The sequence below is a fragment of the Tistrella mobilis KA081020-065 genome (assembly GCF_000264455.2).
Taxonomy (GTDB): domain Bacteria; phylum Pseudomonadota; class Alphaproteobacteria; order Tistrellales; family Tistrellaceae; genus Tistrella; species Tistrella mobilis.
In genome coordinates, this window is sequence record NC_017958.1 from 534,305 (window position 1) to 553,829 (window position 19,525).

The following is a 19,525-nucleotide window of genomic DNA, read 5'->3' on the forward strand; positions in this document are numbered from 1 at the left end:
TGTCTTTTGGTATCGCGAAGAAGAATGAGGTCATTGTCCGCCACCATCCAGAGCCCCATATATTTAAGACCGGCCCCCGAAAGACGGGACAGATGACTTGCCGGCAGTCCGGGTGATTTCAGTGACGCGTGAAGCCGCCACCCCCGGTGGAAAGCGATGACGCCGGCGGCCGGCGATGCCGGCGGACACGGCCTTCACATCCCCAGGGCGGCCCTTGCGACGCAGAGCCTTTGCCGATCCCTGAATCCGATCACGGGAGAGACGCATGGGCGACGGTGCAGAGCTGAGACTGGACGTAAGACGCTTCCAGGCGCCCATTTTGCGCAAAAGCCTCTTCCAGGCCATCACCTCGTTCGGCGGCTTCGGGGTGACCGCGGCCGCGATGTATCTGTCAGCCGGCGTGTCCTACTGGCTTTCCCTGGCACTGGCACCGCTTGCCGCGGGTTTTCTGGTGCGCATCTTCATCATTCAGCATGATTGCGGCCATCGGGCGTTCTTTCACCATCGCCGTGCCAATGATCTTCTGGGCTTTGCCTGCAGCCTGCTCACCCTGGCCCCCTACGCCTCGTGGCGCCATCAGCATGCCGGCCATCACGGGGTGTGGAACAATCTCGATCGCCGGGAAAGCGGTGCCGACATCTATTCATCCTGTCTCACCGTCGCCGAATATCACGAATTGAGCCCGCGGCGGCGCTGGTGGCACCGCACGACCCGCCACCCGATCGTGGCGAACATTCTTCTGCCGCCGCTGGTCTTCCTGGGGCTCTACAGGGTGCCCTTCGACACCCCGCGGGCCTGGCGGCGCGAGCGCAGGGCCGTCTATGTCACCGACATCGTCCTGGTCGCCCTGTTCGGCGGGCTCGGCCTGCTGCTCGGCTTCGGCGAGGTCGCGAGCGTGCAGCTTCCGATCATGATATTCGCATCCATCATCGGCGTATGGTTGTTCTCCGTCCAGCATCGGGCCGCAACGACGCGGTGGGCACGCCAGGATGACTGGGATGCCGTCTCGGCATCGCTCCAGGGATCGACCTATCTGCGTCTGCCGGCTGTTCTTCAGTGGTTCACCGGGAATATCGGCTACCACCACATCCACCACCTGAACCCGCGCATTCCGAACTACCGGCTTCAGGAATGCCATGAGTCGATCCCCCGGCTGCGCGACGTGCCGACCCTCTCCCTCAGAGACGGCCTCAGCGCCCTGCGCTATGCGCTGTGGGACGAGGACCACGGCCGGATGGTGATGTTCCGGGAGGCCGATCACATCCCCGCCACGCCAATGCCGGCGGCCGGCCCCGCCCCCGCAACAGCCCGGATCGCGCAGAGCGGGGACTGATCAGCCGGGATCTCCTCCACAGTCAGACGCGGCATCTTGCGACGGAAGGTACGGATCCGGTCATGCACTGCGCGGACACCCTCGCGACGCCCCGGAACCTCCACCGCAGCCCCCCATCCGGCGTAAGCCTGCCCACCGTCTTCAGCTGCCGCATCGGAATATCCGGACCATCGTCCCCGCTTTGCTGCCATTGTTCGGTGTGAATCTGAAGGTTCCGGGTCGGTGGGGGCGATGTGATCGCAGAATGTCAGGGTCTGTTCGATATCAGGGCAAGAACCCCCTGCTTGCGGTTCACCCAGCGGGCAGCTACCGGGCTCCGCCAGGCGATCAGCTCACGCACCATCTCATAATCCGCCACGGTATCCCTGGTGAAAATCGGTTCATGGTGCGCGATTCGGTTGCGAAGGGCGCGGATCGCCCGCAAATCGTCATATGCTTTCGCGCGAGCACCGGCCACGCCGAGAGCAGGAGGCGCGCCAGGAAAGGATGTCGTAAAGTGTGCTTTCCAGATGCGGCTATCCTGCCCGGCCGTGAAAATCTTCTCCCAGAACGCAAACTTCAGTTCAGCCACCACTTTGCCGACCGTCGGTTGCCGCGCAGCCACGGCCCGAAGGTCCGATTCCGGATTATAGTCAGATGCCCGTTTGGGACGCGGCAGGCTCCGTAAGAAGCCGTTCGACCAGGGCCATGTGGCACCGTGGACCTTCTCGATGGCTTCGGCCACGCCGTTACGCACGGCGACCTCACAAATCTGGAGTGGCACGATGAATGCGGCTGACAGGTCCAGATTCCATTCATAGAGCGCGAGCGCCCGTGCCCGATCGTTTCCAGTGGCCTGCAGATAGGTTGCAAAGCGCGGCGCTGATATGACACCCGGCAAGTCATGCAGTTCGGCAGGCGTGAAGACCATGGCAGGCCCCTTCTTGTTCTTGCAGTCCGGAGGAGCGTAGCCTGACCACCGGTCCATTGACTTTTGGTATCTAATGTCCTAAATTTTAGGACATCGGCTTTGAGAATGCGGGCGAAAGCCCCCCCTCATCGTCAATGGCTTACGATCCAAAACCCGCCTTACATGGCGGGTTTTGTGATTCCTGCCTGAAGGAAAGGCGGGTATCTGCGTTTTCGGAACATCCGGCCCCATGGTTGCGGTCATGATGGTGCGCGCAATATAACCATGGATAGATTTATCGCATAAAATCTGACACCTGTCTCAGTCGTCTATCCAGCACTCTTTCGGAATTCAGCACGGCGGTACCGGTCTTCGAACACGCTTTTCAGCGCCGCCGCCGCTCCATCACCCCCACAATCCCCGCCAGCAGTTCCACATCTTCTTCCGGCAACAGCTTCACCCCGTTGAGAACCTTCAGGGCGCTGTCGGACAGCGTCTGCAGTTCGCCGGGGGCGGGCAGGGTGTCGAGGAAGAAGTCGGCGATCCGCACGTTCAGGATGCGGGCGAGCTGGTCGAGCGTGCGGATGCTGGTGATCACCCGGCCGCGTTCGAAATTTGAGATGGTTTCGACGTTCTTGCGCATCAATTGGGCAAGCTGCGCCTGCGTCAGACCGCGGGCTTCGCGGAACGCTCTGATGCGTGTGCCGATGTGAATGCCGATGTCCATGGGCCCGATCCTGCGGACAAAGCCATCGGCTGACCATCTGCGTAATTCACGGGGTATTTTACCCTATGTAATTTTAGGATATGGGTGGCGTCCGGCGTGTGGTGGCCGAACGGATCAACTGGGGATGGGGCTGGGGGCATGGCGACAGGAAATCCGCAGGGCGAACGCAGATCGGGCAGGTGGTTGGTAGCCATGGCGGCGGCGGGGATCGCCCTCACCCTCCCACCCCCCGCCCATGCCGCCTGGCAGCGTCTGCCGACTGAACTTGTCCCTTTCGACCCGGCGCCGCCGGGCGGTGGTGCGGGGGGTGCGGCGCGGCCGGTCTGGTATCTGGCGGCCGAGGGGCGGGAGAGTGTGCTGGTCGCCAGCTGCCGCGCCGGCGGCGGGCCGGTGCTGTATTGGGTGGCACTGGCCGGCGCCGCCCGCGCCGGTGGGCGGGTGCCGCCGGGGGTGGCGGCGCTGGAGGTGGTGTGGCGGGTGGGGGATGGGCCCGCCCAGAACGGCATCTGTTGGGCCGGCCCCACGCCCGACATGCTGCGCCCCGAAGGCGAGAGCGGCTGGCCGGCGAGACGCGGTTCGAGATGCATGGCGCCCGGCTGCCCGTGCAGCGTTTCGACGTCACCGGCACCGCGAGCGTGGTCACCGATGTGGTGACGGCCTGCCTGCCGGTTCGCGCCGCCCCGCCTGTATCCGATTGAGGGAGGGAGCGTGGCCGGGGTCAGCCCTGGCCCGCCCGTCCCGCCCAGAATTCCGCCCCCGGAAACCGCCCCGCCGCCTGGGCGTAATAGGCGGCAAGGCGGCCGCGATACACGGCGCGCAGGCGCGCCTGCGCCGTCACCACCTGAGGAATGGCGCTGCTGTCGCCGCCCAGCGCCGCATCCACCGCGCGCGCCGCCTGGCGCCCGGCATGCAGGGCCGAGAGCAGGCCCTGGGCCGAGAGCGGATCATAGGCCTGGGCGGCATCGCCGGCTGCGATCCAGCCGGGACCCGCCAGCCGGTCCAGCGCCGTGCCGCCGGCATCGCAGGCCGCCACCTGATCGAGAGCCGCACCGGCATCGGCATGGCCGGTCAGGCGGGCCAGATGGGGGGCGGCCAGTCGGGCCGCATGCCAGCGCGGCCGGTCGGCCAGAATGCGCGCCGCCGTGGCCGGGCTGGTGTGCAGCGCCGCCATCACCGCGCCCGACGGCAGCCGTGCCGCATACCACCAGCCTTCAGGCACCGCCTCGATCACCGTGCGGTCGAAGCCCGGATCGGCCATCGGCCCCTCGGTGACGGAGAGCCGCGCGAAGATCGCGATCAGCCGGTCGTCGCGCAGCCGGCCGGCGCCCAGTTGGCGGGCCAGCGCCGCCCGCCGTCCGGTGGCGTCGATCAGCCAGCGCGCCCGCACCGGCGGCCCGCGATCGGAGAAATCGACCCGCCAGAGGGGGGCCGTATCCGGCGCCGCATCCCCGCTCTCCCGCCGGACCGCCACCACCCGCGCCCGGCGTCGGCCGGCGCCGGCATCGATCGCCGCCTGGCGCAGCGCCGCGTCGAAGGCCGGCCGGTCCAGCCGCCAGCCGGGGCCGTCGGGGCTGCGCAGGAAATCGGTCGCCTCCAGCTCCGCCGTGGCCCAGGCCGACCAGCTGCCACGGACGTGGGTGTGCCGTTCCGGATCGGGCGGCGGCAGGCCGGCGGCGCGAAAGAAGCCGGCCGCCGCCCCGGGCAGGGCCTCGCCGATCTTCGTATCATGCGCATCGGCATGCGGGCGGCCCGGATCGGCGATCATCGCCCGGCGCCCGGCCATGGCCAGCGCATGGGCCGCCACCGCGCCCGCCGGGCCGCCGCCCGCGATCAGCACATCGACCACGCGGCCGGCGGGTGCGGCCGGCCGTGCGGGATGGCCGTCAGCGGCGTCTGTCGGTGTGGCGGACACGGATCGACCGGAACTCCTCCATCTGGGCCTCGCTTTCCCAGCCGGCACGGCGGGCGTCGCTGTCGGGCCCCATCGCCGGGGCGGCAGCGGCAAAAGCGGCCTTCATCAGCGCGGCCCCGCGGCTTTCCACGAAGATCACCGGTGGCAGATCGGGATCATCCTGCACGCCCGGGCGCGCCTCGACAATGCCCTGGGCGCCGAAGCGGGCGATCATCTGGTCCATCACATCGGCAACGCTGCCGGTGAAACCGCGCATCCAGCTGGCCCGGCGCTGGAAGGCCGCCACCCGCTGGCCATGCGGCAGGTCTTCGTTCATCACGGTCTGATAGTCTTCCGCCGTCAGCACCTGGTTCGGCACCCGCGCCGGCCAGAAGGACGGCAGATACGGGTCGTAGGCGGCATCATAGCCCGACCGGCAGAAGGCCGTGTCGCCCTGCCAGGGCAGCGCCATCCAGCGCGTCACATCCCCCGGCGCCTGGGCATAGACCGGCCCGCCGGGGCTGAGCGCCACCGCCTGGGTCAGTTCCTTGCCGTAATCCTGCTCGGGCTGGCCGGCCGGGCGATGGCGCAGGCGATAGGGCGCCTGATACATGCTGCCATGGCGCATCGGCCAGGTGACCTCGCAGCCCGGATGGAAGGCATCGGCGATGCAGAAATGCAGGGCCGCCTTGTCGAGCATCGCCGGCTGGTCTTCCAGCGGCACCTGATCGATGACCTGCGGGGGCGGACCCGAGGGCCGGTCGTCGGTGAACCGCCCCTCGACCCACATTTCCATCAGCGCCGCCCGGGTGACCGACATCGGCAGATAGTTGTTCGGATCATCGGACTGGAACGAGCCGTAGGCGTCGCCATAGAGCCAGGGCCAGACGCTGGGCTCGCAGGCGATGGTGTGGGGCGCGCGGAAGGCGTTGTAGATGTTCCGCCGCAGCTCCATCCACGGGTCGTCGCCGCCCGCGGGCGGGGTCGCCAGCCTGTCGATCAGGGCGGGATCGGTGAAATCCATCGGCCCGCCGGCGCCGAACAGCCCGGCAAAGCCCTTGTTCACCCATTGCAGGCCGGTCAGCCGTTCCAGCACCGGCTGGATGTCGCGGGCGAAGGAGGCGATATCCGGCATCGGCAGCCGGCCGCTTTCGATATAGGTGTCGGTCAACAGGTCGTGGAGCGTGCGCCAGGAAATCACGTCCGGCGCATAATTCGGCGGCGCCACCACCACCCAGGCCGGTTCCACCGGCAGCGGCCGGCCATCCAGCACCACCGCCGCCGTCACCGGCCCGTCGGAGGTGTCGTCGTACCAGTCGTCGGCATTGTTGAAGCTGTTCGGATCCTCGGGCCGGTAGACCGGCGCCCCCGAGGGCGAGGCCGAGGCCCCGCGCCCGCCCAGGAACAGCAGCCGCCCGGCATCGTCGGTCCGGATCTCGCCCAGCGGCACCACCGTGTCCTTGAATTTGCCGGTGTCGAAGGCATGGTCGGCGCCGCCCGACACATCCGCGCCGGAAATGCTGCGCGGGCCGGGATCGATCACCAGGATGCCGCGCTGGGCAAAGGGCACGTCGGGGTTGCGGCGCGGCACCGCCATGGTCGCCGCCTCGGGGATGTCCAGCGCCGCCTGGAACTGGTACCAGGCCGCCTTGCGGTTCACCGGATGCACCGTCCAGGTGATGTCGGCATCCGCCGCGGTCAGCTCGCGCACCACCCGGCCCTCGGCGTCGAGGCCATAAATGCGGAACCGCGCCGCCTGCCGCTTCAGCGCGCCGGCCTCGTCGCGATAAAAACCGGGCTCTTCAGGCTGCGGTGTGGTCACTTCAGGGCCGATGTAATACGCCGTGGCGGCATCGCCGATTCGCGCCACCCCGATCGCCGGGTGGATCGCCGCGCGCACGATTTCACCGGGGACCGCGCCCCCACCGATTTCCGCCATATCCTCTGCCTCCCTCTCCGCCGGTCCCGCTCGCGAGACTTCTTCGGCACATGATGCCAGCGGCCCTCCCGGAATGCATCGGATACTTTCGTGAAGCGCGCACGAAGTCACAGCCATGCAGCTTGCGGACGAAACGAAAACCGCCGCAGCCGGGGCAGGCTGCGGCGGTCGAGTCGGCTATGACTGTATGTCCAGGGAGGAGAAGGCCGGACCTTACACGGGGGGGGCATAGCCGAAAGCGGGCACGGCGCTGGCGGCGGTCTCGACCCAGACGCTCTTCACCCGCACATATTCCAGCAGGCCTTCATAGCCGCTGGAGCGGCCATAGCCGCTCTCGCCGAAGCCGCCGAAGGGCGACATCACGCCGATGGTCTTGTAGCCGTTGATCCAGAAGGTGCCGGCCTTCACCGCCGCCGCCACCCGGTGCGCCCGGCCGACATCCTGCGTCCAGACCGCGCCGGCCAGGCCGAAACGGCTGTCATTGGCGATCGCCACCGCCTCGGCCTCGTCGTCGAAGGGGATCACCGAGACCACCGGCCCGAAGATCTCTTCGCGCGCCACCTCCATGCTGTTGGCGACGCCGGCCAGCACGGTCGGGGCATAGAAGAAACCGTCTTCCAGCCCGCCACCGGCAAGCCCCGCCGGCCGCCCGGCGCCGGCCGCGGCCTGCGCCCCTTCGGCCAGGCCGCGGGCGACCAGTTCACCGATCCGGGCATGCTGGGCACCACTCACGATCGGGCCGATCTGGGTTGCCGGGTCCAGCGGATCGCCGATCGGGATCCTGCCGGCCGCCTCGGCCAGCCGCGCCACCACCCGGTCATGCACCCGCCGGTCGACCAGCAGGCGCGAGCCCGCCACGCAGGACTGGCCGGCGCCCGAGAAGATCGCCGCCTGGGCGCCCAGAACCGCCCGGTCCAGATCGGCATCGGCGAAGACGATATTGGCTGACTTCCCGCCCAGTTCCAGAACGCAGGGCACCACCCGCGCCGCCGCCTGCGCCGCGATGCGGGCACCGGTTGCGGGCGAGCCCACGAACACCACCTTCGCACAGGCCGGGTGCGCGATCGCCGCTGCCCCGACGGTGTGGCCGGCGCCGATCAGCACGTTCACGGCCCCCGCCGGCACGCCGGCTTCGGTGATCACCGCCCCCAGCGCCACCGAGGTCAGCGGCGTCAGCTCCGACGGCTTCAGCAGCACGGCATTGCCCGTCGCCAGCGCCGGGGCCAGCTGCCAGCCGGCGGTGAAGATCGGCGCATTCCAGGGCGTGATCTGCACCACCACGCCATAGGGCTCGTAGCGGGTATAGTTCAGATGGCTGGTCGGCACGGGGATGACCGCGCCATGCAGCTTGTCGGCCCAGCCGGCATAATATTCGAACATCTCGGCGACCTTGGTCGCCTCGGCACGGGTGTCGCGCAGCGGCTTGCCGGCAGTCAGGCTTTCCAGCCGGGCGAAATCCTCGATCCGCGCCCGCACCGCCTGGGCCGCCGCCCAGAGCACCCGGCCGCGCGCGGCATGGGTCAGGCCGGCCCAGGCGGCCTGACCGGCCGTGGCTGCGGCCGCCGCCTCGTCCACCAGTGCCGCACCGCCATCGGCCAGGCTCAGCACAAGGCGGCCGGTTGCGGGGTCGATCAGGGGCAGCGCCTCGCCTTCGCCATCGACCACCCGGCCGTCGACGAAGCTGCCGATCCGGTCGGAACCGGTCAGCCGGGCAAAGATGGCGCGGATTTCGGCCGTGCTGTCGGCCGGGCGATGGGCAGTCATCTCGGTCATCTCTCGGGCTCCCGGGTCAGTCGAGTGCGGCGATGCGGTTGAAATCCTCGCCATCGGCCAGGTCGGCGGCACTCTCGCGCCAGAGGCGGCCGGCCACTTCCAGAAGCGGCATGGCCTGGCCGGTCTCCGCCGCCAGCGCTTCGGCCAGGCGCACATCCTTGCGCATCAGCCCCATGGTGAAGCCGCTGTCGAAGCTGCCCGACAGGATCCAGCGCGGGAAGTTCACCTCCGACACGCCGGCCCGGCCCGATCCGGCATTCAGCGCACCGACCAGGGTTTCGGCATCGACACCGGCGGCGACGCCCATCCGCACCGCTTCCGACACGGTCAGCAGGTGCGCGGCGCAGAGCAGGTTGTTGACCAGCTTGACCACATGGCCGGCCCCCACCGCGCCACAGAGCGAGATCTTCGCCGACAGCGCTTCCAGCACCGGCCGGGCGCGGTCGATATCGGCCGCCGCACCGCCGACCATCATGGTCAGCGTGCCGGCCGCCGCCCCCGCCGGTCCGCCCGAGACCGGGGCGTCGACCAGGGCATGGCCGGCCGCCGCCAGTGCCGCCGCCAGCCGCCGGGTCACGGCGGGCTCGGACGTCGTGGTGTCGATCACCAGCCGGCCGGTCAGATCAGCGGCCGCCAGCAGGCCGCCCTCCCCCGCCAGCACCGCCTCCACATGCGCCGCCATCGGCAGCGACAGCACGGCGATGTCTGCGGCGGCAAAGGCCGCGGCCGGGCTCGCCGCCAGCGCGATGCCGGCCGCGCGGGCGCGGTCTCCGGCATCCGGCGCCGGATCATAGCCGGTGACCGCGAAGCCGGCCCTGGCCAGCGTGGCCGCCATGGCGGCGCCCATATTGCCGAGGCCGATGACGGCGACCCGTCGGTCGGTCATGTCGTCACTCCTGAAATCTCGATGGCGGGGGAGAAGAACCGATGGCCGGGCCGGCCATGACTTGGCCGGCCGGCCTCATGATCTTGCGCGGACATCCGGGCGGGGGATGTTTTCCGGCTGTCCGCCCCCCGAAAATGAGCGCGCGCCCGCCCCCGCTCAAGCGCTATTGCCGGAACGGCGCGTTGCCGTTATGGCAACGGATGGCGACGGGTTTCGTCACCCGGCCGGCAACCATGCATGCCGGTCGCGACAGGATCAGGAGAACGGGGATCATGCTGCGGATCGACGACAAGCCGCTGCGCTATTTCCTGGCGGTGTTCGAAGCGGGCTCGATCCGGGCGGCCGCCGACGGTCTGCACATCGCGCCCTCGGCGATCAGCCGTCAGGTGGCGGGGCTCGAAGCCGATCTGGGCGTGCTGCTGATGGAGCGCACCAAACAGGGCATCCGCTTCACCGAAGCCGGCCGCCTGGTCGCCGGCCATGCCCGCCGCCGGCTGGAACTCGACGACGGTTTCGCGGCCGAACTCGCCGCCGCCAAGGGCGGCATCGCCGGCCGGGTGCATGTCATCACCGGCGAGGGCTTCGTGGTCGACCTCATGCACCACGCGGTCTCGGCGCTGGCCCGCACCTATCCCGAGGTGCAGCTCTCGATCGATGTCGGCGGCACCGACCGGATGATGCAGGGCATCCTGAAGGACGCCTATGATATCGGCCTGGTCTTCAACCCGCCGCGCCTGCCCGAACTCGACGTGCTGGCCGAGGCCGACAAGCCGCTCTGCGTGCTGGTCCCGCCCGGCCACCCGCTTGCCGGCCGCGACAGCTGCCAGCTGGCCGAAACCCTCGATCAGCCGGCGGCACTGCTCGCCGAAACCTTCGGCGTCCGCAAGCTGATCGCAGGCGCAGAGGCGGCCTCGGGCCTGCGCATCCGGCCCAAACTCGTCACCGACTCGATCAACGTCGCCATGCATTTCGTGCTCGGCGGCGCCGGCATCACCTATCTGCCGGCCTTCGCCGTCTCCCGCCAGCTCCGCCGCGGCGAGGTCCACGCCATCCCGCTCGCCGACGCCCCCCTCGCCCACGTCCCCTCGCGCATCGTCGTCCGCTCCGGCCGCCCCCGCACCGGCGCCGTCCGCGCCGTCGCCGACCTGATGGCCCGCCACATGGAAGCCTTCGGGGCGGAAGCGGGGTGATGCCAGGGGCCTGCCGCAGATCCCCTGCTAAATCTCCCGACGGATACTCCTGGATGGCCTCATACGCTCGTGCTCACACCTGGACACGTGTCCGACATGGCCGGAGCGGATCTGCTGCTGCCCGGGATGCCGAAAACCCGCTACCTCATTGCGGACAAGGGCTATGACGCCGAGGTGTGGCGGCACTTGATGGGCTCCTGAAGCCTCTTATGCTTCAATCAACCTCCGTATCGTCGCCATCGGCAGGAACAGCCGCCGGCTCTCGCCCATGAACGAGATGAACCCATACTTACGATAGAACGCGGCGGCAGCGTCGTCTTTCGCATCGACGACCACCGCGTGGACTGCAAGGGTCTGCGTCGCGAGCAGGATACGGTTCAGGGCATCCATGAGCAGGAAGGCTCCGAGACCCTTGCCCCTCATGCCGTCATCGACGGCCAGTCGGCCGAGCAGGGCAGCCGGTACGGGGTAACCTGGCAGGCGCTTCGCCTGGCCGGCCGGGAGGTTATCCCGTCGAAAGCTGGTGGCGCTCGGGCTGTAGTAGCCGCAGACCGTCAGCGTCCCGGCAGGCATGGCCACAAACAAAGACGCGGGCGACATCCCGCTTCACGTCCTGCGAAGCATGTTCGCGAATGTAACGGTCGCGTTCAGGAGCACCACACGAGAAGGCCGACCGATCGTGGCCCCTGCTATCGCGCGGCGCAATCTGCCATGGCGCATGGGCGTGCCTCATCCGGTCGCCTTCTTGTACCTGGCGAAGGCCTCGCGCAAGGCCGCATCAGGCGCCGGCGGGTTGGTCAGCGCGTCGTAGAACACCGTCCAATCCGGGCCGGACAGGGTGACGATCTCGTTCTCTCGGATGACTTTCCGGGCTTCCTCCAGCGCCGTCGCGAGGACGAACTGGCTGACTGTCTTGTGCCGGTAGCTGGCCGCGCGCTGGAGCAGGCTCTTCGACTCCGCGTCGAGGCGCAGCTGCAGCCGGTCATCCCCGGTGTCCGCCGCGCGGAGCATGGCCATTCTCCTTATCCGAACGCTCCCTATACCGTGCTCACGAATGGAGCATATTTCAAAGGATATGTTCGGAGCAGCCGGCTATAGCTCGTCGTCCGCGCCGGCTCACTGTCGAAACGGTCTGCCCCCCAACCCTCACCCCCCCGCCACCCGCACCGCCTCGGCATGCATCAGCCCCAGGATCCGCTTCTTCCAGCCCATGAAGTCCCCCGTGGTCAGGGCGTCGATGCCGCGCGGGCGGGGCAGGTCGATCACCATGGACGACCGGATGCGCCCGGGGCGCGCGCTCATCACATGGACCTCGTCGCCCAGCAGGATCGCTTCGTCGATGTCGTGGGTGATGAACAGCACGGTCTTGCGGCGCTGCTGCCAGATCTCCAGCAGCAGTTCCTGCATCACCTGGCGGGTCTGGCTGTCCAGCGCGCCGAAGGGTTCGTCCATCAGCAGGATGCGCGGGTCGTTGGCCAGCGCCCGGGCAAGCGCCACGCGCTGGCGCATGCCGCCCGACAGTTCCGTCGGATAGGCGTCGCCGAAGCCGGTCAGGTGCACCGCTTCGATCAGCTCGTCGGCGATGGCGGCGCGGGCCGCGCGGGACATGCCGTCCAGCTTCGGCCCGAACATCACGTTCTCGCGCACCGTCAGCCAGGGGAACAGGGTATAGCTCTGGAACACCATCCCCCGCTCCCGCGAGGGGCCGTCGATCGGGCGTCCGTCCAGGGTGATCCGGCCGTCATCCGGGCGTTCCAGCCCGGCCACCAATCTCAGCAGGGTGGATTTGCCGCAGCCCGAGGGGCCGACGATCACCGAGAAGGTATCCGGGCGCACGGTCAGCGACACATCGTCCAGCGCCACCACCGGGGGCTTGCCGCGGGTCTGGAAGCGGACGGACACATCCGCGATGTCAAGCAGGCTCATAGGGGTCACCACCCGATCGGAAGCGCAGGAAGGGCCAGGTCGGCGGAAGGGGGCCGGGTCAGAGGCCGGCGGCCCAGGGCAGCAGGCGCCGGCGCAGCCATTTGAACAGGGCGTCGGTGATCAGCCCCAACAGCCCGATGGTCAGCACGCCCAGCAGGATCACATCGGTGAACAGGCCGCGCATGGCGTTCAGGATCATGTAGCCGAGCCCGCTATCGGCCGCGACCAGCTCGGCCACCACCAGATAGGTCCAGGCCCAGCCCATGGTGACGCGCAGATTGTCCATCACCCCGGGCAGGCAGGCGGGCACCAGCACCTGGCGCACCACCTGGCCGCGGCTGGCGCCCAGCGTATAGGCGCAGTCGACCAGATCCCGGCTCACCCGCGCCGAGACGTCCGAGATCAGGATCAGCTGCTGAAAGAAGGTGCCGAGGAAGATCACCATGATCTTCTGCTCCACCCCGATGCCGATCCACAGAATCAGCAGCGGGATCAGGGCCGAGATCGGGATGTAGCGCATGAAGCCGGTCACCGGCTCTACCAGCGCCTGCACCGCCGGGAAACTGCCCATCAGAATGCCGATCGGCACCGCCAGCACCGAGGCCAGAAGGAAGCCCGCCAGAATCACCTGCAGGCTGGCGGCGATATGGCCGAACAGCGACAGGTTCAGGATCCGCTCCAGCCCCGCCCCCAGCACCTGGCCGGGGGTGGCCAGAAAGTCGGGCGGGGTCAACCCGCCATAGGTGAGCCCGCACCAGAGCCCGGCGATGGCCAGCACCGATGCGGTGCCGAGGCCCAGAGAGGTGCTGCGCGGCAGCGAAATCTTGGGCGAAAACAGCGTTCTGGTCCACATGGGTACCGGCCCTTCGCTCACGCTCAGTCAACCACGCCGGTCGCGATCATCCGGGCCGGTTCGGCCGCCGCCCTGAACAGCCCCGCCGCCTCGCCCAGGCTCTTCGCCATGGTGATGGTGGCAAGAATGCCGTCCGGATTGGCCGGGTCCATGAAGCGGCGGTTCATGTCGGCATCGTAGAAGGCGATGCCGGCGCGGGTTTCGGCAAAGACCGCGGGGTCTTCCAGCCAGCCGCCCACACCTTTGGCCATGATCCGGTCGGCCTCGGCCTCGTGGGTCTTCTGCCAGTCGACCGCGGCAGTCCAGGCCCGATAGAGCGCCTGCAGCGCCGGCCGGCGCGCCTCCAGCGTCGGCACCGTGGTGACCATCACATCGGTGATCAGCCCCGGCCGGCTGGCGCTGTCCGCCAGCACCGCGCCATGGGGTGTCGCCTTGCCGCGGCTCAGCCACGGTTCCCAGGTCACCGCCGCATCCACCCGCCCGGCCACGAAGGCCGCCCCGGCATCGCCGGCGGTCATGTTGCGGCTGTCGATATCGGCCAGCGTCAGCCCGGCATCCTTCAGCAGCACGCTCAGGAAGAACTGCGACACCGAGCCTTCGGTATAGGCGACCGTGCGCCCCTTCAGCCCGGCGACCGAGGTGATCTCGCGCCGGGCGACGATGCCGTCGCCGCCGCGGCTGTCGTCGATCGCGAACAGATAGGTCAGCGGCCGTTCGGTCGTCGAAAAGCCCAGCACCGTGTCGATGGTGGTGACCGCGGCATCGACCCGGCCGGCGGCCAGCGCCGGCATGCGGGTCTTCACGTCCTCCATCATCACCAGATCGACCTCCAGCCCTTCCTTCGCGAAGAAGCCCTGGTCGCGGGCGATGAACAGCGGGCCGTAACCGACCCAGGTGGACAGCGCGAGTTTGAGCTTTTCAGCCGCGCCGGCCGGTGCGCCGGCACCGAAGACGAGCGCGAGGCCAAGAGCGGCGGCGCCGAGGCGGGAACGGATCCGCATGGGCATGGGCGATCCTCCGGATCAGGGTGATGAGGGGCGCAGACGATCAGCCGGCGCGGCCGCGGAGCGCGGGCGACACGGCAAGCAGACAGAGCAGTTCGAACATCAGCGAGGCGCCGACCCAGGCGGTGCCGCCGGCCGGGTCGAAGGGCGGCGAGACCTCCACCAGATCCGCGCCGATCAGATTGAGCCCGGCGAGCGCGCGCAGCATGCGCTGCGCCTCTCGCGTGGTCAGGCCGCCGATTTCGGGCGTGCCGGTGCCGGGCGCGAAGGCGGGGTCCAGGCAGTCGATGTCGAAGGTCAGGTAAGTGGGGGCCGTGCCGGCGATCGCCCGGGCTTCGGCCATCACATCGTCCATGCCGCGGGCCTCGCACTCCTCGATGCGGATGATCCGCACCCCCTGCGCCAGCCCCCAGGCAACGTCGGATCCGTCGTACATCGTGCCGCGGATGCCGATCTGCACCACCCGTTTCGGGTCGACCAGCCCCTCTTCGATGGCCCGGCGGAAGGGCGTGCCGTGGGTGTAGCGGAAGCCGCCGAAATAGTCGTGGAACAGGTCGGTATGGGCGTCGAAATGGATCAGCCCCACCGGGCCGTCGGCGGCCAGCGCCTTCAGGATCGGATAGGACATCAGATGGTCGCCGCCGGCCGACAGCGGCAGGATGCCGCGCCGCTTCACCCGCTCATAGAAGCCGGTGATCCGCTGCAGCGTGTCCATCAGATCGGCCGGGTTGACCGGCACATCGCCCAGATCGGCCACCGCCGCCCGGGCATAGGGGTCGTCGCCTGTCGCCGGATGCAGGGGGCGCAGCATGCACGACAGGTCGCGCAGCTGACGGGGGCCGTGGCGGGCGCCCGGCCGGTTGGTGGTGCCGCCGTCCCAAGGCACGCCCAGAATGCCGATCTCCACCGCCGCCGCCGCGGCCGCGTCGATATCGACCAGCGGCAGGCGCATGAAGCTGGCGGGGCCGGCATAGCGCGGCACGTCGAAGGCGGAGACGGGCCGGAAGGCGGGGGCAGGCGCGGGGGGCGCGGCGGGACTGGTATCGGGCATGGAACGGGGCTCCGGAGAGGGGCTGCTCCGGTCAGGTTGTCATGGGGAGACACGTCCAATAAGATCGAAGTACAAAACTTCACGTCCGGATTTTGCGACGCATCATGTCCCTGCACGTTCCGCCGCTCAGCGATGTCGATCTGCGCCAGCTGCGCATCTTCCGGTCTGTGGTCGAAAATGGCGGCTTCACGCCGGCGCAGGCCGAACTCGGCATCTCCCGCTCCACGATCAGCGCCCAGATGGCGGCATTGGAAACCCGGCTCGGTCTCACCCTCTGCCGGCGCGGCCGGTCGGGTTTCGCGCTCACCGACCACGGCCAGAAGGTCTATGCCGAAACGATCAAATGCTTTGCAGCCCTCGACAATTTCCGCAGCGAGGTGGGGGTGATGCGCGGCCGGCTGGTGGGCGAACTCCGCATCGGCACGGTCGATGCGGTGGTCGAAAACCCGCGCTGCGCGCTCGATGCCGCCATCGCCGCCTTCAACCAGGCGGTGCCCGACGTCCATGTCACCCTGACCGTGGTGTCGCCCAACCAGATCGAAAGCGCGCTGCTCAACCGGCAGATGGAAATCGCCATCGTGCCGAACCAGCCGATGAATGCTGCGGTGCAACTTCAGCAGCTTTTCCACGAGGAACAGAACCTCTATTGCGGCGCCCGCCATCCGCTTTTCGGGGCAGAGGCGAAGCAGCTCACCCTCGACCGGCTGGGCGCCCAGGCTCATGCCCGGCGCGGCTACGCCATCGCCACCGGCTATGGCACGCTCTTCGCCGACCCGCCGGCCGCCACCGCCTATTCCATGGAAGGTCTGGCGCATCTGGTGTTGAGTGGCCGGTTCGTCAGCTTCCTGCCCCGCCATTATGCCGCGCAATGGGTGGACACCGGCCGCATGCGGGCGCTGCGCCCCGATCTGGTCAGTTTCGGCGTGGCACTCTGCGCCGCCCATTTCCCGGTGCCGGCGCTCTCCGAAATCGCCCGGGTCTTCCGCCAGCACCTGATCGAGGCCCATCGCGGGTGACATGCGCTGTTGCCGTCCCGGCAGGAGGTTCCCTGTTGCCGTCCCGGCAACGGCAGCGTCTCTTTAAAGCGCTTGCCGCCACCGGCCACAGTTTTGATTCTGGCGGGATGAACGGGGGTCTGCGTCCGGGGAGTGGCGCCCCTCCGTCAAATAACGTGTCGACCTTGGGAAGGTTCACGTCTCACCTCCAGCCAATCGGGGGGACGCTTCATGTCCGTCATCAAAGAAACGATGCAGCTCTGGCGGCTGCATCTTGCCGTGCTCGTGCTGGCGATCATCGCCGAGCTGATCGGCATCCAGCGCATCCCGATCGGGATCGGCGCGATCCTGCTGCTGCCGCTGCTCTACGCCTTCGTCATGGCGGCGCTCATGAACCCGAACATCGTGAAGCCGGCGGGCAAGCTGATCCGCTCGCGCGAGGTCAAGGCCGCCTCGCCGCTGATCGTGATCGCGATCATGCCGTTCATCGCCAAGTTCGGCACCACCATCGGCCCGGCGATCGACAAGATCATCGCGGCGGGCCCTGCCCTGCTGCTGCAGGAACTGGGCAATCTCGGCACCGTGCTGATCGCCTTCCCGATCGCGGTCTGGGTGCTGGGCCTCGGCCGCGAGGCGATCGGCGCCACCTTCTCGATCGCGCGCGAACCCAACATCGCGATCATCGCCGACCGCTACACGCTGAAATCCCCCGAAGGCACCGGCGTGATGGGCGTCTACGTCATCGGCACGCTGTTCGGCACCTTCGTCTTCGCGGTGCTGGCCTCGATCTTCGCCACCGCCGACATTTTTGATCCGCGCTCGCTCGCCATGGCCTGCGGCGTCGGTTCGGGCTCGATGATGGCCGCCTGCTCGGGCGCGCTTGCAACCGCGCTGCCCGAGATGAAGGACGAGCTGCTGGCCTTGGCCGGCGCCTCCAACCTGCTCACCTATGCGACCGGCCTTTATGCCGGCCTGTTCATCGCCCTGCCGCTGGTCGAAAAGCTCTACAACGCGACCCGCGGCCGGCACGAAACCGCGGCCCGCGCCGCTGCCGGGGAGTAAGGTCCATGTCGAACACCGTCTACACCGACGGCACCCTCAACGTCCCGGCCGAGCCGGACGAGCGCAAGCTCAACCTTCTGGACCATGCCCTGGTCCTGATCGTGGTCTGCGCCATCGACCTGGTGGTCAACGCGGTCAATCACGAGGTCGGCTTCCTGCACAACCTCACCGGCATCGCGGTGCTTTATGCGATCTGCCTGGCGGGTCTGGTGCTGACCAAGATCATGCCCTTCTACCTGCCGAGCGTCGCCTGGATCTCGCTGGTCGGCATGGCCGTCACCCTGCCCTTCACCCCGGGTTCCGCCTGGGTTCTGGACCAAGTGAAGGCGATCGACTTCCTGGCGCTCACCACCCCCACCCTCGCCTATGCCGGCTTCGCCATCGCGCGCGAAGAGATCCTGACCGCGAAGAAATCCGGCTGGAAGCTGGCCCTGGTCGCGGTGCTGGTCTTCTTCGGCACCTATCTGGGCTCGGTGCTGGTTGCCGAGCTGATGCTCGCCTGGACCTGACCGGCCTCCCATATCCACCTGAACGACACGCCAAACCCGTGCGCGGTGCCTGGGGCATCCTCTCCCCGGCGCCGCGCCGTCCGGATGGACCAGCGCCCCCATGTCGCTCAGCCTTTTCGACCTGTTCAAGATCGGTATCGGCCCCTCCAGCTCGCACACCGTCGGGCCGATGGTCGCCGCCCGCCGCTTCCTTTCCGGGCTCGATGCCGCCGGCCGCTTCGATGCGCTGGCCGCGGTCACGGTCGAGATCTACGGTTCGCTCGCCCTCACCGGCCGCGGCCATGCCACCGACACCGCGATCATCCTGGGGCTTGCCGGCGAAACCCCCGATGGTGTGGAGCCCGATGCCATCACCGGCATCGTCGAAGGCGTGCGCCTGTCGAAGCGCCTCGCGGCACTCGGCCGCAGGCTGATCGCCTTCGATCCCGAGACCGATCTGGTCTGGCGCATGGGCGATACCCTGCCCCACCACACCAACGGCCTGCACTTCACTGCCCGCGACGGCGCGGGTGCCGTGCTTGCGGCCGAAAGCTTCTATTCGATCGGCGGCGGTTTCGTGGTCTCGGGCGCCGAGACCGAGGCCCGGGCCGGCGATGCGCCCGTCCATGGCGACCGTGGCCCCCTGCCCCATCCCTTCACGACCGGCGCCGATCTGATCGCGCTCACCGAAGCGACCGGCCTCTCCATCGCCGACATCGTCCGGCAGAACGAGCACGCCCTCTGGGGGCCGGCCGAGACCACCCGCCGGCTTGAGGCGATCAAGGCCGCGATGCTGGGGGCGGTCGACCGCGGCCTTGCCACCGACGGTGCGCTGCCCGGCCGGCTGACCCGCCGCCGCGCCGCCGATCTCGCCCGCAGGCTCGCCGAGCGCGCCGGCGCCAACACGCTCCCCGCCCTCGACGGGTTCGAGCGGCTGTCGGCCTATGCGATCGCGGTCAATGAAGAGAATGCCGCCGGCGGCCGCATCGTCACCGCGCCCACCAATGGTGCCGCCGGCATCGTGCCGGCGGTGCTGGCCTGGCTGCTCCGCCATTCCGGCACCGGCAGCGAGGCCGCGGCCGACACCCTGCTCTTCACCGCCGCGGCGATCGGCATGCTCTACAAGCTCAACGCCTCGATCTCCGGCGCCGAGGTCGGCTGCCAGGGAGAGGTCGGCGTCGCCAGTTCCATGGCCGCGGGCGGCCTTGCCGCCGCCCTCGGCGGCACGCCCGCACAGGTCGAGAACGCCGCTGAGATCGCCATGGAACACCATCTGGGCATGACCTGCGATCCGGTCGCCGGCCTGGTCCAGATCCCCTGCATCGAACGCAACGCCATGGGGGCCGTCAAGGCGGTGAACGCCGCCCTTCTGGCGCTCGCCGGCGACGGCCGCCACGTGGTCTCGCTCGACACGGTGATCCGGACCATGAAAGAGACCGGCCACGACATGCAGAGCAAATACAAGGAAACCAGCCTGGGCGGCCTGGCCGTCAACGTGCCGGTCTGCTGACCAGCGGA

Annotated in this window: 19 protein-coding genes and 1 pseudogene; 8 read left to right on the plus strand and 12 right to left on the minus strand. The window is 68.7% G+C overall.

Annotation, left to right across the window (positions count from 1 at the left end):
• Positions 1 to 265: 265 nt before the first annotated feature.
• A complete protein-coding gene (locus tag TMO_RS26200; protein WP_014748085.1) occupies positions 266 to 1,333 on the plus strand; it encodes a fatty acid desaturase in 1,068 nt (355 codons plus the stop codon).
• Positions 1,334 to 1,580: 247 nt separating this feature from the next.
• On the opposite strand, the gene TMO_RS26205 is transcribed toward TMO_RS26200, so the two are convergent.
• Entirely contained in the window at positions 1,581 to 2,243 is a 663-nt protein-coding gene (locus TMO_RS26205) for a hypothetical protein (RefSeq protein WP_051045625.1), read from the minus strand.
• Positions 2,244 to 2,607: 364 nt separating this feature from the next.
• The gene (locus tag TMO_RS26210) at positions 2,608 to 2,949 is read right to left on the minus strand and encodes a helix-turn-helix domain-containing protein (RefSeq protein WP_014748087.1); all 342 of its coding nucleotides are present in this window, start codon (positions 2,947 to 2,949) and stop codon (positions 2,608 to 2,610) included.
• A 192-nt stretch (positions 2,950 to 3,141) separates the two neighbouring features.
• Here TMO_RS26210 and TMO_RS31920 point away from each other — a divergent pair, with 192 nt between their 5' ends.
• Complete coding sequence (locus TMO_RS31920; RefSeq protein ID WP_187297895.1) at positions 3,142 to 3,603, plus strand: hypothetical protein; 462 nt, start codon at positions 3,142 to 3,144, stop codon at positions 3,601 to 3,603.
• A 64-nt stretch (positions 3,604 to 3,667) separates the two neighbouring features.
• On the opposite strand, the gene TMO_RS26215 is transcribed toward TMO_RS31920, so the two are convergent.
• The 4 genes and pseudogenes from TMO_RS26215 to TMO_RS26230 all read right to left on the minus strand — a co-directional run.
• Entirely contained in the window at positions 3,668 to 4,861 is a 1,194-nt protein-coding gene (locus tag TMO_RS26215) for an NAD(P)/FAD-dependent oxidoreductase (protein ID WP_014748089.1), read from the minus strand.
• Positions 4,833 to 6,779 carry a LodA/GoxA family CTQ-dependent oxidase gene (locus TMO_RS26220; RefSeq protein WP_014748090.1) on the minus strand — a complete coding sequence of 649 codons (1,947 nt, stop codon included), beginning with the start codon at positions 6,777 to 6,779 and terminating at the stop codon, positions 4,833 to 4,835. Before TMO_RS26220 ends, TMO_RS26215 begins: the two co-directional genes overlap by 29 nt.
• Positions 6,780 to 6,992: 213 nt before the next feature.
• The gene (locus tag TMO_RS26225) at positions 6,993 to 8,552 is read right to left on the minus strand and encodes an aldehyde dehydrogenase family protein (protein WP_014748091.1); all 1,560 of its coding nucleotides are present in this window, start codon (positions 8,550 to 8,552) and stop codon (positions 6,993 to 6,995) included.
• A gap of 16 nt (positions 8,553 to 8,568) precedes the next feature.
• A pseudogene (locus TMO_RS26230) lies at positions 8,569 to 9,453 on the minus strand (NAD(P)-dependent oxidoreductase); the annotation flags it as partial.
• Positions 9,454 to 9,710: 257 nt separating this feature from the next.
• Between TMO_RS26230 and TMO_RS26235 the strand changes: the two are divergent.
• The gene (locus TMO_RS26235; RefSeq protein WP_228382377.1) at positions 9,711 to 10,628 is read left to right on the plus strand and encodes a LysR family transcriptional regulator; all 918 of its coding nucleotides are present in this window, start codon (positions 9,711 to 9,713) and stop codon (positions 10,626 to 10,628) included.
• Between the two features lie 24 nt (positions 10,629 to 10,652).
• Complete coding sequence (locus TMO_RS31435) at positions 10,653 to 10,829, plus strand: transposase (protein ID WP_145978451.1); 177 nt, start codon at positions 10,653 to 10,655, stop codon at positions 10,827 to 10,829.
• A 6-nt stretch (positions 10,830 to 10,835) separates the two neighbouring features.
• Here TMO_RS31435 and TMO_RS26240 read toward each other — a convergent pair whose 3' ends face one another.
• From TMO_RS26240 to speB, 6 genes are all read right to left on the minus strand, one after another.
• Positions 10,836 to 11,228, minus strand: coding sequence for a GNAT family N-acetyltransferase (locus TMO_RS26240; RefSeq protein WP_014748094.1), 393 nt, complete (start codon positions 11,226 to 11,228; stop codon positions 10,836 to 10,838).
• A gap of 129 nt (positions 11,229 to 11,357) precedes the next feature.
• Entirely contained in the window at positions 11,358 to 11,645 is a 288-nt protein-coding gene (locus tag TMO_RS26245; protein WP_228382378.1) for a DUF1778 domain-containing protein, read from the minus strand.
• A gap of 129 nt (positions 11,646 to 11,774) precedes the next feature.
• On the minus strand, positions 11,775 to 12,554 hold the full coding sequence (locus TMO_RS26250; protein ID WP_014748096.1) for an ABC transporter ATP-binding protein: 780 nt from the start codon (positions 12,552 to 12,554) through the stop codon (positions 11,775 to 11,777).
• Positions 12,555 to 12,612: 58 nt separating this feature from the next.
• Positions 12,613 to 13,407 (minus strand): ABC transporter permease, encoded by a 795-nt coding sequence (locus TMO_RS26255; RefSeq protein ID WP_014748097.1) that lies wholly within the window; start codon positions 13,405 to 13,407, stop codon positions 12,613 to 12,615.
• A 23-nt stretch (positions 13,408 to 13,430) separates the two neighbouring features.
• A complete protein-coding gene (locus TMO_RS26260) occupies positions 13,431 to 14,414 on the minus strand; it encodes an ABC transporter substrate-binding protein (RefSeq protein WP_014748098.1) in 984 nt (327 codons plus the stop codon).
• Between the two features lie 40 nt (positions 14,415 to 14,454).
• Positions 14,455 to 15,462, minus strand: coding sequence for an agmatinase (gene speB, locus TMO_RS26265; protein WP_014748099.1), 1,008 nt, complete (start codon positions 15,460 to 15,462; stop codon positions 14,455 to 14,457).
• 104 nt (positions 15,463 to 15,566) lie between these two features.
• Here speB and TMO_RS26270 point away from each other — a divergent pair, with 104 nt between their 5' ends.
• From TMO_RS26270 to TMO_RS26285, 4 genes are all read left to right on the plus strand, one after another.
• Positions 15,567 to 16,478 (plus strand): LysR family transcriptional regulator, encoded by a 912-nt coding sequence (locus TMO_RS26270; RefSeq protein WP_014748100.1) that lies wholly within the window; start codon positions 15,567 to 15,569, stop codon positions 16,476 to 16,478.
• 210 nt (positions 16,479 to 16,688) lie between these two features.
• Positions 16,689 to 17,519, plus strand: coding sequence for a DUF3100 domain-containing protein (locus tag TMO_RS26275; RefSeq protein WP_014748101.1), 831 nt, complete (start codon positions 16,689 to 16,691; stop codon positions 17,517 to 17,519).
• Between the two features lie 5 nt (positions 17,520 to 17,524).
• A complete protein-coding gene (locus TMO_RS26280) occupies positions 17,525 to 18,028 on the plus strand; it encodes a hypothetical protein (RefSeq protein WP_014748102.1) in 504 nt (167 codons plus the stop codon).
• Between the two features lie 100 nt (positions 18,029 to 18,128).
• Positions 18,129 to 19,517, plus strand: coding sequence for an L-serine ammonia-lyase (locus TMO_RS26285; RefSeq protein WP_014748103.1), 1,389 nt, complete (start codon positions 18,129 to 18,131; stop codon positions 19,515 to 19,517).
• The last annotated feature ends 8 nt before the right edge of the window (positions 19,518 to 19,525 follow it).

Excerpts from the sequence above, each read along its gene's own strand:
- TMO_RS26200 (WP_014748085.1), top strand. The coding sequence starts at position 266 with ATGGGCGACGGTGCAGAGCTGAGACTGGACGTAAGACGCTTCCAGGCG.
- TMO_RS26205 (WP_051045625.1), bottom strand. The coding sequence starts at position 2,243 with ATGGTCTTCACGCCTGCCGAACTGCATGACTTGCCGGGTGTCATATCA.
- TMO_RS26210 (WP_014748087.1), bottom strand. The coding sequence starts at position 2,949 with ATGGACATCGGCATTCACATCGGCACACGCATCAGAGCGTTCCGCGAA.
- TMO_RS31920 (WP_187297895.1), top strand. The coding sequence starts at position 3,142 with ATGGCGGCGGCGGGGATCGCCCTCACCCTCCCACCCCCCGCCCATGCC.
- TMO_RS26220 (WP_014748090.1), bottom strand. The coding sequence starts at position 6,779 with ATGGCGGAAATCGGTGGGGGCGCGGTCCCCGGTGAAATCGTGCGCGCG.
- TMO_RS26225 (WP_014748091.1), bottom strand. The coding sequence starts at position 8,552 with ATGACCGAGATGACTGCCCATCGCCCGGCCGACAGCACGGCCGAAATC.
- TMO_RS26235 (WP_228382377.1), top strand. The coding sequence starts at position 9,711 with ATGCTGCGGATCGACGACAAGCCGCTGCGCTATTTCCTGGCGGTGTTC.
- TMO_RS26240 (WP_014748094.1), bottom strand. The coding sequence starts at position 11,228 with ATGTCGCCCGCGTCTTTGTTTGTGGCCATGCCTGCCGGGACGCTGACG.
- TMO_RS26245 (WP_228382378.1), bottom strand. The coding sequence starts at position 11,645 with ATGGCCATGCTCCGCGCGGCGGACACCGGGGATGACCGGCTGCAGCTG.
- TMO_RS26250 (WP_014748096.1), bottom strand. The coding sequence starts at position 12,554 with ATGAGCCTGCTTGACATCGCGGATGTGTCCGTCCGCTTCCAGACCCGC.
- TMO_RS26255 (WP_014748097.1), bottom strand. The coding sequence starts at position 13,407 with ATGTGGACCAGAACGCTGTTTTCGCCCAAGATTTCGCTGCCGCGCAGC.
- TMO_RS26260 (WP_014748098.1), bottom strand. The coding sequence starts at position 14,414 with ATGCCCATGCGGATCCGTTCCCGCCTCGGCGCCGCCGCTCTTGGCCTC.
- speB (WP_014748099.1), bottom strand. The coding sequence starts at position 15,462 with ATGCCCGATACCAGTCCCGCCGCGCCCCCCGCGCCTGCCCCCGCCTTC.
- TMO_RS26270 (WP_014748100.1), top strand. The coding sequence starts at position 15,567 with ATGTCCCTGCACGTTCCGCCGCTCAGCGATGTCGATCTGCGCCAGCTG.
- TMO_RS26275 (WP_014748101.1), top strand. The coding sequence starts at position 16,689 with ATGTCCGTCATCAAAGAAACGATGCAGCTCTGGCGGCTGCATCTTGCC.
- TMO_RS26280 (WP_014748102.1), top strand. The coding sequence starts at position 17,525 with ATGTCGAACACCGTCTACACCGACGGCACCCTCAACGTCCCGGCCGAG.
- TMO_RS26285 (WP_014748103.1), top strand. The coding sequence starts at position 18,129 with ATGTCGCTCAGCCTTTTCGACCTGTTCAAGATCGGTATCGGCCCCTCC.